This is a genomic window from Enterobacter sp. IF2SW-B1 (assembly GCF_001743375.1).
Classification (GTDB): domain Bacteria; phylum Pseudomonadota; class Gammaproteobacteria; order Enterobacterales; family Enterobacteriaceae; genus Enterobacter; species Enterobacter bugandensis.
The window spans coordinates 132519-145945 of record NZ_MJAA01000005.1 but is presented as its reverse complement, the minus strand read 5'-3'; the positions used below and the strand labels follow the sequence as shown (position 1 = coordinate 145945).

Below are 13427 nucleotides of genomic sequence, written 5' to 3'. Positions count from 1 at the left end.
CGCTAGATATTTACCGTAATAAGTCTTATTACATAAATTTATACTACTGAAAGCCTCTACCCTTACGGATAGGGGCTTTTTTGATTTTTTAATCAACCTCAACGGAAAGTATGATGAAAATTTACATTGTTGCCCGGTCTGCGATTCAACTCGTATTCGTGAACGGCATATTGGTAAGAACAGTGAAGCTGTCGCTGGTGGTATTTTCGGCGCATTAACCAAAGCCGCATCGGTTCAGCTATTCTTGTAGTCGGTACTATTGCAGGTGCTACGGTAGGGGCGTTAACGGACTGGAGCTGATATCACTGGCTCTGGCACAATGGGCTGAGGACCATGGCGTGATGCTGGAATTTATCAAGCCAGGTAAACTGATGCAAAATGCGTTTATCGAACGTTTTAACCGGACGTACCGGACGGAAATACTGGATTTTTATCTGTTCAGAACGCTGAATGAAGCACGAGAAATCATAGAGCGCTGGCTGACGGAATACAACAGCGAGTGGCCTCAAGAATCCCTGAACAACCTGACGCCGGAAGAGTACCGGCTGATGGCTGAAAAACCTGAACTCTCAAAAGCACGTGGAACTAAAGCCAGGATACTTACACCTTGATAGATGCCTCTTTTTGGCATTTTTAGCTGAACTACATACTTCAAAACAGATCATTGTTCATTCCTCAATTTTCCCATATTCTCTTATAATTCAATTCATCTAATGAAGCTTGGAGAAAACACTCAGCGATGGATCACCAAATTTTAACGCTTAAGGAAGTCGCTGCTTACTTGAAGCTTGCAGAGAAAACGGCGTATCGACTGGCGAGTGAAAGAAAGCTACCTGGCTTCAAAGTCGGTGGATCTTGGCGTTTCAAGAAAGATGATCTAGAAAAGTGGATAGAGAACCAGAAGCATGCTTAAGAATATCACGCCGTATCACGCTAAATATTTTGCGCATGAATTAACTATCAGACACGCAGAAAACGGTGTTGATAAGCTGTCGCAATCGCTCTTTGATGCTAGTGTTGACCTCAATCCGCACCAAATTCATGCTGCACTTTTTGCACTGAACAACCCTTTAAGTAAAGGTGTAGTATTAGCCGATGAAGTCGGTTTAGGTAAAACAATTGAAGCTGGCCTCGTGTTATCTCAGTACTGGGCAGAGCGTAAACGCCGTATTCTGATTATCTGCCCCGCTTCGCTACGACGTCAGTGGGTACAGGAATTAGCTGATAAGTTTAACTTACCTGCTCAGATTCTAGACGCAAAAACTTGGCGTATAATTGTTAATAGCGGGCAAGCCAATCCACTTGCCAATCAATGCATTTCTATTATGTCCTACCACTATGCTGTGCGAATGGAAGCGCAACTGATGTTAGAGCCATGGGACATGGTAGTTATCGACGAAGCTCATAAGTTGCGTAATGCTTACCGAGTTAGTAATAAAATGGGTCAAACGTTACGTCGAGCATTGGAAGGCAGTAAGAAGCTATTACTTACTGCCACTCCACTACAAAACTCACTGATGGAGCTGTACGGTTTATCAACCATCATTGACGAGCATATTTTCGGTGATGAGCATAGCTTTAAACAACAATTCGTTAATAACGAGAATGCGTTAGTTCACCTTAAACATCGGCTAAATGGGTTCATACAGCGTACACTGCGTAAAGATGTCCTTGAATATGTCCGCTACACCCAGCGACAAACGTTGACAGTACCGTTTACTCCTTCTGTTGCTGAAATCGAGCTTTATGAAGGCATTAGTGCCTTATTAGAAAAAGAAGAAAGCTATGCGCTACCTAAAAGTCAGCGTCATTTAACTGGCTTAATTCTTAGAAAACTGCTCGCGTCCAGCTCGCACGCGGTGCTTTATACTCTCGAAACGATAAAGCGTCGACTAGTCGACTTAAAAATACACGCTAAATCCGAACTCGATCTTATCCGTGAACTTGTTGAGACTGATGATTTGGGAGAAGAGTACAGTGAGTTTGTTTATGAAGCACAGAGTGTCGCTACTGGGCAAGACATTGATTTAGATTTGCTTGATGCCGAGATTACAGAGCTTGAGCACTATATAGAACAGGCTAAATCAATCACCACAGACAGCAAGACTCAAGCCTTGCTTACCGCCTTGAATCTGGGCTTTGCCAAGATGGAAGAAATGGAGGCACCTTGTAAGGTCATCATTTTTACCGAGTCTAAGCGTACGCAAGAATACCTAGCTCGGTTCCTTGAGACGAATGGATTTGCTGATAAACTAGTAACTTTTAGTGGTAGCAATAGTCATCCAGAAGCAACCAAAGTTTATCAGCAGTGGCTTGTTGAAAACCAAGGTAGCGATAAGGTTAGTGGCTCGCCTCAAATAGACCGGCGTACCGCGCTAATTGATTACTTTCGCCGTCATGCCGAAGTGATGATCGCAACTGAAGCGGCAGCAGAGGGGGTGAACTTACAGTTTTGTTCATTACTCATTAACTATGATTTGCCTTGGAACCCGCAGCGAGTAGAGCAGCGCATCGGTCGTTGCCATCGTTATGGCCAGGAGTTTGATGTTGTTGTTATCAACTTTCTAAATGAAGTAAATCAAGCGGATCAGCGTGTATTAGAGCTACTTACGGAAAAATTCCACCTATTTGATGGTGTGTTTGGAGCATCTGACGATGTGTTAGGTAGCATCGAATCCGGCATTGACTTCGAAAAACGCATCCAACACATTTACGAAACTTGTCGCCACCCTGCTGAGATTGAAGCGGCTTTTGATCAACTTCAAAAAGATCTTGAAACCGAAATCAATCAAAAGATGCGTGAAACCCAGCAACTTTTGCTTGAGAACTTTGATGAAGATATTCATGACTTACTCAAAATCCAGCTTGATGCTGCTCAGCAGCGGCTAGACAAAATAGGTCGATGGTTTTGGCAACTAAGCTGTCATGAACTAGCAGATTTGGCAGAGATTAACTCAAGTAACCATAGCCTAAACCTTAAGCAATCAATCAACAATGCACCAGCGGGTATCTACCAACTAGTTCGCCGTGGTCAACAAAGTAGTTCTGAAGAGTCGGATAAACTTGCACATGCGCATATTCTTCGCATTACTCATCCAATAGGCGAATGGGTCATCGATAGGGCGTTGGAACGGGAACTGCCTGCTACAAAGATAGTCTTTGATTATAGTAATTATCCAAATAAAATCAGTATGTTAGAGCCGTATGTTGGATCTGCTGGCGTACTAAGTCTACAAAGGTTTAGTATTGAGTCATTGGAGCAGAGTGAGGATCACTTGCTCTTTGCTGCTCAGAACCAAAATGGCGAAGTATTACCAAGTGAGGTTGCGCAAAAACTCATGCAGCTTAACGGTTGTGTCCAAAGTGATGCTAAAGAACAGGATTTAGTACACCAGTTCCTTGGTTATCAAGTGGCCCTGTCCGACTTGTTTGCGCTGGCGCGTCATGCGATAGAAAAACAAGTAAACGAACGTAATCTTGGTTTTTTTGAGCAGGAAGTTAGCAAACTAGATACATGGGCCGATGATTTAAAAGAAGGGATTGAGCAATCAATTAAAGAACTCGATAAGCAGATCAAACAAGTTCGCCGAGAAGCCAAAATAGTGGCATCTCTGGAAGAGAAGCTGAGTTTACAGAAACAGCAACGACAACTCGAAAGCCTACGTAACAAAAGTAGGCGAGAGCTTTTTGATCGACAAGATGAGGTAGACGAACGTCGTGAGTCTTTGATTGAAACCTTAGAACGGAAGCTTAATAAGAAAACTGACGTGGAAACGCTATTTACGATCAGTTGGCAATTAATATAAGGAAACTTAACGTTGGCAGCATTACAACCACAATTTATTGCCCCATTAAAAGACATACTTCAGCAGCGTTTTGTGCCGCATTTACCGCCATTGCTTGGGCAAGGTGGGCGAGAAGACTTACCCGAAAAACAAATTGCTCGTGCGTTCAGCGCCTATGTACTGCAAACACGTTTTGGCATTGATGCAAAATTGGCTGCGCAGTCAGTGTTAGACGACTACAACGATCAAGGCATAGACGCGATTTACTTTGAAGAAGGCTCGCGAACCTTGTTTATCGTGCAATCAAAGTTTAAATCGCGCGAGCAATTTCTCCTGCCTGAAGCGCAGTCTCTGATGACAGGGGTTGAGTTATTATTAGATAAGAACTTTCAAGCCTTCAACCAAAACTTCAATAATAGCCAAGACTACATTGAAAACGCGCTAGACGAGTGCGATAGCATACAAGTGCTGATTGCATACACCGGGAGTGGTATAGCGGGTACAGCAAACAATGAAATGCAACGCAAGCTTGCTGCATTAGTTGAGCGCGGTGAAGCTCAATTACGAATGCAGGTTGATGAATTTACCGCACAGGACGTTGAAGAAGCTTTGCGGGCAGAGCAAGCTATCTCAGCAGTAAATGAAAAAGTAGCTGTTTATAAATGCACAACGACCGTTGAGCCTCGAAGTGTTGTGTTTGGTGTGGCTAAAGTTAATGATCTAGTCAGTTTGCACAATAAGTATGGCAAAGCACTTTACGAGAAAAATATTCGCTATTTCATTGGTACTGGGCGTCGTGGGGTCAATAGCGCAATCAAGCAAACATTACTTACTAACCCGCAAGATTTTTTCTTTTTAAATAATGGTATCACCATGGTAGGGAATCATGTAGAACCAAAGCGTCTGCAAAACAAAGGTGGGCCACGAAACATTCAGGTACTAGGCCTATCCGTCGTCAACGGTGCTCAAACTATTGCCAGTGCTGCGCAGTTTATGGATGAAAACCCAACGGCGGATATTAGCCAAGCAAAAGTCATGGTAACTATTATCAATACGGGTAACGACGCTTTTCACAAGCAAGTAACCAAAGCTCGAAACCTGCAAAATCCAGTTGATTTAGCCAACTTTGCCGCGCTGGATGACACCCAAGAACGCTTGCGCCAAGAAATGAAAATGTTTGGTGTGGAATATCTCTACCGCCCGCAACACACCACAGCGGCTGGCATTCGTAGCATTAGCATAGAGACCTTGGCAAAGGCTCTTGCCTGTTTGCAAGCCGATGTACGAGTGCCTTATCAGCTAAAGGTAGAGCCAAGCAAGTTTACCAACCAAGAAAGTTCTGAATACCAAGCTATTTTTAGTACAGATTTAAATGGTGTCGTAGCCATTAACGCGGTGAACTTCTACTTGGCGATACAAGTCTTATGCACTGCCGCTGAACGCAGTAATCCAAGCCCCGAAAAATTGGTATACCGCCATTTTACTTACTGTATAACCGCGCTGTTAATGGCGCAGTTTAAAGATGCTATTACTACCCCCGAGATTACTGAGAAAGACGCATTTGAAGGATTAATTAGTCGCGCCTTTGATGAACTTCGTCAGCAATTTTTTGATAATTTCACGGTATTAGCATTAGGTAGTGCGCCACACGCGTATTTTAAACGCCTGAGTGATACCGCACGGTTAATGCAGCAGGTGTGGATCAGTCATTTAAACTTGGCAGAAACCCCCGCAGTTGTTGCAAAACAAGAACGCCTTCAAGCGAACGATCCACATAACCAGAATTTATTCAGTTACTTAGCTGATCAAGCACAGCGCCAGCAAAAGCAAATCGACCAAGCTGCTAATCGGCAAGTACAGCTTGCGTAGTCATTGAGATGGCAAGAAGATGTTAAGTAGCGAACACAAGATAAGAGCATAGAACACATGAGCAAAACCAAATTAGAACTAACCTGGATAGGTAAAAACGAGCGCAAAAAACTTGAGCCGCGCATTTTATTGGAAGATCCTAGTAAGTCTTACCTTGCTAGCCAAAAAGTCACCGAAAAAGATATTTTTGATAATAAGCTTATTTTTGGCGACAACCTGTTGGCGCTGAAGGCATTAGAGCAGGAATATGCAGGCAAAGTGAAGTGTGTTTTTATTGACCCACCTTATAACACGGGTAGTGCTTTTGAACACTATGACGATGGCGTTGAACATTCAATTTGGTTAACGTTAATGCGCGACCGCTTAGAAATCATCCGTAATTTGCTCAGTGATGATGGTTCGCTATGGATAACCATAGATGACAATGAAGCGCATTATTTGAAAGTAATGTGTGATGAAATTTTTGGAAGAATGAATTTTGTATCGAATGCGATTTGGCACAAAAAATATACTGTTGCGAATGATGCAAAATGGCTTTCTGAAAACCATGACCATATTCTTGTTTACGCAAAAAATAAAGAAATCTGGAGGCCTAATCGTCTTCCACGTTCGTCGGATATGGATAAGCGTTATTCTAATCCCGATAATCATCCTAAAGGACCTTGGAAAGCGACACCACTTTATGCAAAGAGGAAGGGGTCTGAGAAAGAGCAAGCTTTTACTTATACATTTAAAAATGGGTTTGTTTGGAGCCCTCCTAAAGGTTCATCACCACGCTTCCCTGAATATAAGTTGAGAGAGATGGATCTAAATGATGAGATTTGGTTTGGAGTAAATGGGGATGCGAACCCTTCACGCAAAACATTTTTATCCGAGTTAAAGATTCAAGGTACTCCAGCTCCTACGATTTGGTCACACACTGATGTTGGTCACAACCATCAAGCAACAGAAGAAGTAAAGGCATTAACTCCTAACGAGGCCTTTTCGACCCCTAAACCTGAAAAACTGTTGGAGCGAATTATTTTTCTTGCAACAAATGAAGGCGATATTGTATTGGATTCCTTTGCTGGCTCTGGCACGACAGGCGCTGTTGCTCACAAAATGAGCCGTCGTTGGATTATGGTCGAGTTAGGTGAGCATTGTCATACCAATATTATTCCACGTTTGCAAAAAGTAATAGATGGCGAAGATCAGGGGGGTATTTCTAAGGCAGTTAACTGGCAAGGTGGCGGTGGTTTCCGATATTACAAACTTGCGCCGTCTTTAATTGTTAAGGATAAGTTTGGCTTGGAAGTGATCAACAAAGAGTACAACCCAGAAATGCTCGCCGAGGCGGTTTGTAAATTGGAAGGCTTTACCTATGCGCCATCGGAAGTGGATTGGTGGGATCACGGTTACTCAACCGAGACTGACCACATTTATGTGACTACACAAAGCCTGTCTGTTGAAAAATTAGCAGCACTTTCTGAGGAAGTAGGCAGTGACCGAACGTTACTCGTTATGTGCGGTGCATTTCGTAGTGAGCCAGATCGTTTTGTCAATTTAACTCTGAAAAAGCTGCCAAAAGCTATTCTAAACAAGTGCCAATTTGGTCACGACGATTATTCCTTAAACGTGACTAATTTAACGGATGATGCTTCTGATGACAGCGACAAAGCGCAAGATTAACGGTTGATAAGGGTAATTATAATGACCATGGATTTACCAAGTTTAAAACCCGACCAATTACGTGCCATTAACAACGTTACCGGCCGTTTAAGTTTACGCAAGCCGCAGCAAGACTCGCTGCGCGCTTTGGCAGTGGCGATTAGCGCCTCAGAGCACAAGCTTCTAAACCCTAAGCGCGATGTACCGGAATTATTAGAAACTTTAAAAGCGCAGTTTCCTAAGCTCAGTGATTTTGAACGTGACTTCCCTTCATTGTGTTTTGCCTTGGCAACGGGTGTAGGTAAAACCCGTTTGATGGGGGCGTTTATTACCTATTTGTATCAGGTACATGATATTCGCAACTACTTTGTGTTAGCACCTAACCTGACCATTTATGAAAAGCTGATCAGTGATTTTTCGCCAGCTTCACCTAAGTACGTGTTTAAAGGTATTACCGATTTTGTGCTAGCACCGCCAGAAGTAATCACAGGTGACAACTATGAAAGCCGTGGCGCACAAATGATGGGTGATTTATTTGGCTCAGTACGGATTAACGTGTTCAACATCGCCAAAATCAACACTGAGGTGAGAGGTGGTAAAGCCCCGCGTATTAAACGCTTAGCCGAAACCTTGGGAGAAAGTTACTTCGAGTACTTATCGAACTTGCCTGATTTAGTGTTGCTAATGGATGAATCGCACCGTTATCGTGCCGATGCCGGTATGCGTGCACTCAATGAGCTTAATCCCTTGTTCGCTTTGGAGCTTACGGCAACACCATTTACAGAGTCTAGCCGTGGCCCCGTGCACTTTAAAAATGTGGTGATTGACTACCCATTGGCCTGTGCCATGGATGATGGTTTTGTCAAAGAGCCTGCAGTAGTAACTCAGCGTAACTTTGATGCCAGTCAGTATGACAAAGACGAATTGGAGACCATTAAGTTAATGGATGGTATTCGTTTGCATGAGCAAACCAAGGTGGACTTAACCACTTACGCGCATGAAAACGATGCCAAGTTAGTTAAGCCCTTTATGTTGGTGATTGCGCGGGATACCATCCATGCCGCCGAGCTTTTAACCAAGCTGGAAAGCGTATTTGAAGAACGCTACCGGGGCAAAGTGATCCAAGTAGACAGCAGTAAAAAAGAAGAAGAAACTATTCAGGCACTGCTGAATGTTGAGCATGTCGATGAGCCAACCGAGATTGTAATTCACGTTAACATGCTAAAAGAAGGTTGGGATGTTACTAACCTGTACACTATCGTACCGCTTCGGGCCGCTAATGCCAGAACCCTCATTGAACAGTCGATTGGCCGTGGATTGCGTTTACCTTATGGCAAACGCACTGGTGTTGAAGCCGTCGACACTCTAAGTATTGTCGCGCACGATAAATTCCAAGAAATTGTCGATGAAGCCAATGACCCGAACAATCCACTGCGCCTGAAAATGCGAGTATTAGATCGTCCAGAAGACGATGTAACCAAGCTAAGTGTGCAGGTGAAATCTAACTTAGAGCAGCAGTTAACAGGCTCAGGCGTAACTACAACTGGTGCGGATGGTAACCGTGAGGTACAAGATCCTAAGGCCACTTATACCACGCCGAACCAACAAACGGTTGCCCGCGCTGCATTGGATGTGATTAAGCAATATCAAACACGCCCCTCAGATGTGCCAACCAGCAAAGCATTGTTAACGGTTGAGGTAAAAGCACAGATCACCGAGCAGGTAAAAGCTCAGTTAACTCAAGAGCAGCGTGAACTATTTACTGAAGAATCGGTTGATATTGACCAGATTGTTGAGCAAGTGGCGCAGCTGACGGTGGATAACACTATAGATATTCCGCGTATTATTGTTTCCCCATCAGGAGAAGTGCGTACTGGATATCATCCGTTTGATTTGGATATTGCCGCGATTAAAGGTTTAAAGCCAATCGACCGAGCGCTGATTCAACAGAGTTTGCAAGACAATCACCAAACTATTCGTGGGGAAGGGGACTCGGGTAACTACGAACCTGTGAAGCAGAACTATATTTTAAAGAAGCTGTTCGACTACGACGATATTCCTTATGACGAACAAGCAGAGCTATTGTATGACTTGGCAACTCAGGCAGTTAAGACACTGATGGCTGAAAACGAAGGTGATGTGGTTGAAAATATTCTGCAAAACCAAAGTGATAAAATTGCGAAATTAATTCATGCTCAATTGAACAACCATTTCTTTGAAGAAGCGACTGAGTACGTTGTAGATGTGCGCAGTGGCTTTAGCACCCTGCGTGATTGTGCTTATACCATAGCGCAAGACCAACCGTTGCAAAATTACCGTGACACAGTGCGCGATGTCAGTCGCATTAAACAAATGCTTTTTGATGGTTTTAGCCGTTGTTTATACCCATTGCAAAAGTTTGATTCAGACACTGAACGCCGTTTTGCGGTGATCTTGGAACGTGACTGTGAGAAGTGGTTCAAACCTGCCAAAGGCCAATTCAAGATGTACTACAAGCGTGGCAGTGAACATCCTGAATACGTGCCCGACTTTGTTGCCGAAAGCACCGACTATGTTTTGATGATTGAAACTAAAAGTACCCAACATCAAAACCAAGATGGCAGCTGGAATGAGGAGGTGACAGAAAAAGCCCGCAGTGGTATGAAATGGTGTAGCCATGCAAGTGAATACCTTGCCCTACACGGTGGTAAACCTTGGAAGTACTTACTGATACCTCACGATGCAGTAAAAGAATCTAGCTCTCTAGAACACTTCAGTAATCATTTCTGTTGGGTTTAAAGCTAGGGACTTTAAAACGCATGGAAAGTTTAAAAAACGGAAGCATGATGCTTCCGTTTTTTTTTATTGTCATCTCTAAACCACCTCCTAGGGAGGTGGTGATTGATTGATCCTGTAAGGCTATAGCCTGAAGAATGCCCATGTCGGAATATCTCTGCTTACTCACCACAAGTAAAATGTAGTGGTTTACTGAATTTGGCCACCTGAACAGAGGTGATATGCTCATCTCAGAACATTACAGGTGCCTCAATGAAAAAAAGAAATTTCAGCGCAGAGTTTAAACGCGAATCCGCTCAACTGGTCCTTGATCAGAACTACACCGTTACAGCTGCGGCCAGTGCTATGGATGTGGGTCTTTCTACCATGACTCGATGGGTAAAGCAGTTGCGGGATGAACGACAGGGTAAAATACCTAAAGCCTTCCCTATAACCCCGGAACAGATTGAAATACGTGAGCTGAAGAAAAAGCTACAACGTATTGAAATGGAAAATGAAATATTAAAAAAGGCTACCGCGCTCTTGATGTCAGACTCCCTGAACAGTTCTCGTTAATCGAGAAACTCAGAGCGAAGTATCCTGTGGTCACACTTTGCCACGTGTTCGGGGTTCATCGCAGCAGTTACAAATACTGGAAAAATAGCCCTGAAAAGCCAGACCGCAAGCGGGCTGTATTACGTAGTCAGGTTCTGGAGCTGCATAACATTAGCCATGGCTCTGCTGGCGCGAGAAGTATCGCCATTATGGCAACCCTGAGAGGCTTCAGAATGGGACGCTGGCTTGCCGGAAGGATCATGAAAGAACTGGGTCTGGTGAGTTGTCAGCAGCCGACCCACCGATATAAACGTAGTGGTCATGAACACATCTCTATCCCGAATCGCCTTGAGCGACAGTTCGCAGTGACAGAGCCTAATCAGGTGTGGTGCGGCGATGTGACGTATATCTGGACAGGCAGGCGATGGGCTTACCTCGCCGTTGTTCTCGATCTGTTCGCCAGGAAACCGGTAGGCTGGGCAATGTCATTCTCACCGGACAGCAAGCTAACCATCAAAGCGCTGGAAATGGCGTGGGAAACCCGAGGTAAACCAGCAGGAGTGATGTTCCACAGTGATCAGGGTAGCCACTACACAAGCAGGCAGTTCCGGCAGTTATTGTGGCGTTACCGGATCAGGCAAAGTATGAGCCGACGCGGAAACTGCTGGGATAACAGCCCGATGGAACGCTTCTTCAGAAGTCTGAAAAACGAGTGGGTGCCAGTGACAGGCTATATAAACTTTAGCGAAGCTGCTCATGCGATCACAGACTATATCGTCGGGTATTACAGCTCGCTCAGGCCGCATGACTATAACGGTGGGTTACCGCCAAACGAATCGGAAAACCGATACTGGAAAAAATCTAAAGCCGTGGCCAGTTTTAGTTGACCACTACAGTTCTCCCACTGGGAAATCAGGCGTGGCCAGCGCACTGGAGACATCAACAGAATCATGCTGGCGATGATGAAAACCGCATCGAGATACTCCGTGTCGATTAGCACCGACTAATGATCAAGCGGCGGTTTTTCGTATTACCCCATTCAGCCATGCCTCATCCCTGTCAGGGCGGTTATCCTGTGTCGTCCAAAGCGAAGCTATCTCCATCCCCGGAACCGCCTTCAGCAGCTCCCGCAACCCATCTTCATCCAGATCCGTAAACTGTCTTTCACCCTGCACCCGCTCACCGTTGCCATACTTAAAGGACACGTACCAGACGCCGCCAGGCTTAAGCGCATCCGCAAGCTTCTGCATTACCGCAGGCAACTCAGAAGAGGGGACATGCAGCAAAGATGCACAGCACCAGATCCCATCGTACTTTGTTTTACAGTCGATCTCTGAAAACGTCATTAACTGCACAGGTAACCCGGTATGTTGCTTTGCCAGTTCCACCATCGCGGAAGAGGCATCAAAAGCATCCACCTGATAACCCATCTCATGAAAGGCTTTTGCGTCGCGGCCTGAACCGCAGCCCGCATCAAGAACCCGGGCACCGTGAGGCAAATGTTGGGTAAAGGCCTCGTAGAGCGAGGTCATATCGACATTGACCGTGCCATCGAAGAAATCCTGCGCGTGGTTCTGGTAGTAGTGAAGTGTCATTAAAACGTTGCCTCGCCTTCCGCGTTGGGTTTCCAGGTATGGATAAGTTTGTCCAGCGCGGCCTGCCAGTTACGCTGAAGAAAGCTTCTCCGTGCTTCAGGACGTTGCCCTGTCTGTAGAACAATCGTCTCATGTAACGGCAGTTTGCTCTGAATAAAATACTCATTGCGGGTGTGTAACCGCTGCAGGAGCCTGAGCTCGGGAATGCGTGCAGATTTGCCTTCGACGCCACGGTTACAGCATCGACAGGCCAGCACTAAGTTCCATACGCCGTTAATATTGCTCACTTCATGGCGGGCAGCCCAGGGAATAAAGTGGTCGACGTCCGCCAGTTCCGCGTCTCCCGGTACCAGACTGATGGGTTTGAAGCAGTAAAAACATCGTCCTTTCTGGTAACCATTCAGGCTGTCGCGACAGCTGGTGATGTCTACGCGTCGCCCGTTCACCCTCGTGTACAACAGCTGATTATCTTCATCGAACTCCACGCCCACAAGGTTACGTGAAATCCCCATCGACCAGGCCTGTTCTACCAGGTTCCAGCGGGCATTGGTTTCAAAGGCGAGGTTTTTATACTGCAGGCGTTCGCCCAGTAAAAAGAAGTTATCCGTCAGGCGGATCCCGTTGTTGGTTTTGCGCTCATCGAGGAAAAAACGTTTATCGATCTCGCCCTGGTTTACGTAGTGAAAGGCATCGATCACGTTGTTAAAGCCAAGGCGCACCGTCGCTTCAATGAGTTGGGCATGGGTGATTTCCCCTCGGTTGAACTTCAGGCAGGTTTCCAGAAATTGGCTGCTGCGGGAGGTGATCTGTTTTGGCGCGTGCTTCAGGTGCTCGCAAAGATAGCGGCTGAACGGCACAGCAAGCTGGTCTAGCGTTATCAAATCGCTGCCCGTCTTATCCACTTCATACAACGCTGACGCCAGCGCAAATTTGTAAGATGCGACGTTCCTTCCAAAGAGGATCACACCACGCCAGTAGTTCTCAAGCGTCGGATCGGCCTGATAAAATTCCATCGATGAAGTCCTGTTACGGTTGGCTGGGCAGGGCGTTACTAAAGCCTGTAACAGGATCACATAACAAAATCAGAGTGATGTAAATCGTTAATCTTTAGGTTTGATGAATTTTTGAGAGATATGTGAGAAAGGTGTGGAGGCAACCGATGCGGAATTAGCGCCAGGTTTGCGAACGAACAGATATCTGGAGGAGGTGAGTTGAAGTGATT

At 45.2% G+C, this 13427-nt stretch carries 8 protein-coding genes and 1 pseudogene; 7 read left to right on the top strand and 2 right to left on the bottom strand.

Annotated elements, in window-relative coordinates; all coding sequences use genetic code 11:
* Positions 1-284: 284 nt before the first annotated feature.
* The 7 genes and pseudogenes from A6013_RS12410 to A6013_RS12375 form a co-directional block, all read left to right on the top strand.
* Positions 285-611 (top strand): annotated as a pseudogene (locus tag A6013_RS12410) (integrase core domain-containing protein); the annotation flags it as partial.
* Positions 612-739: 128 nt separating this feature from the next.
* Positions 740-913 (top strand): helix-turn-helix domain-containing protein, encoded by a 174-nt coding sequence (locus A6013_RS12405; RefSeq protein WP_069733164.1) that lies wholly within the window; start codon positions 740-742, stop codon positions 911-913.
* Positions 906-3806, top strand: a complete 2901-nt coding sequence (locus tag A6013_RS12400) for an SNF2-related protein (protein WP_069733163.1) — start codon at positions 906-908, stop codon at positions 3804-3806. The genes A6013_RS12405 and A6013_RS12400 overlap by 8 nt, the downstream gene beginning before the upstream one ends.
* A gap of 12 nt (positions 3807-3818) precedes the next feature.
* Complete coding sequence (locus A6013_RS12395; protein ID WP_069733162.1) at positions 3819-5654, top strand: AIPR family protein; 1836 nt, start codon at positions 3819-3821, stop codon at positions 5652-5654.
* Between the two features lie 57 nt (positions 5655-5711).
* Positions 5712-7322 carry a site-specific DNA-methyltransferase gene (locus A6013_RS12390; RefSeq protein WP_069733161.1) on the top strand — a complete coding sequence of 537 codons (1611 nt, stop codon included), beginning with the start codon at positions 5712-5714 and terminating at the stop codon, positions 7320-7322.
* A 21-nt stretch (positions 7323-7343) separates the two neighbouring features.
* Positions 7344-10079: a DEAD/DEAH box helicase gene (locus A6013_RS12385; protein WP_248035763.1), complete on the top strand. Its 2736-nt coding sequence runs from the start codon at positions 7344-7346 to the stop codon at positions 10077-10079.
* A gap of 249 nt (positions 10080-10328) precedes the next feature.
* A protein-coding gene (locus A6013_RS12375) for an IS3 family transposase (RefSeq protein ID WP_102863629.1) occupies positions 10329-11497 on the top strand; the annotation gives its coding sequence in 2 pieces (ribosomal slippage) (positions 10329-10578 and positions 10578-11497; 1170 coding nt in all).
* Between the two features lie 123 nt (positions 11498-11620).
* Here the strand turns inward: A6013_RS12375 and A6013_RS12370 are convergent.
* Positions 11621-12205, bottom strand: coding sequence for a bifunctional 2-polyprenyl-6-hydroxyphenol methylase/3-demethylubiquinol 3-O-methyltransferase UbiG (locus tag A6013_RS12370; RefSeq protein WP_069733158.1), 585 nt, complete (start codon positions 12203-12205; stop codon positions 11621-11623).
* A complete protein-coding gene (locus A6013_RS12365) occupies positions 12205-13218 on the bottom strand; it encodes an HNH endonuclease domain-containing protein (RefSeq protein ID WP_069733157.1) in 1014 nt (337 codons plus the stop codon). Before A6013_RS12365 ends, A6013_RS12370 begins: the two co-directional genes overlap by 1 nt.
* Positions 13219-13427 lie beyond the last annotated feature (209 nt).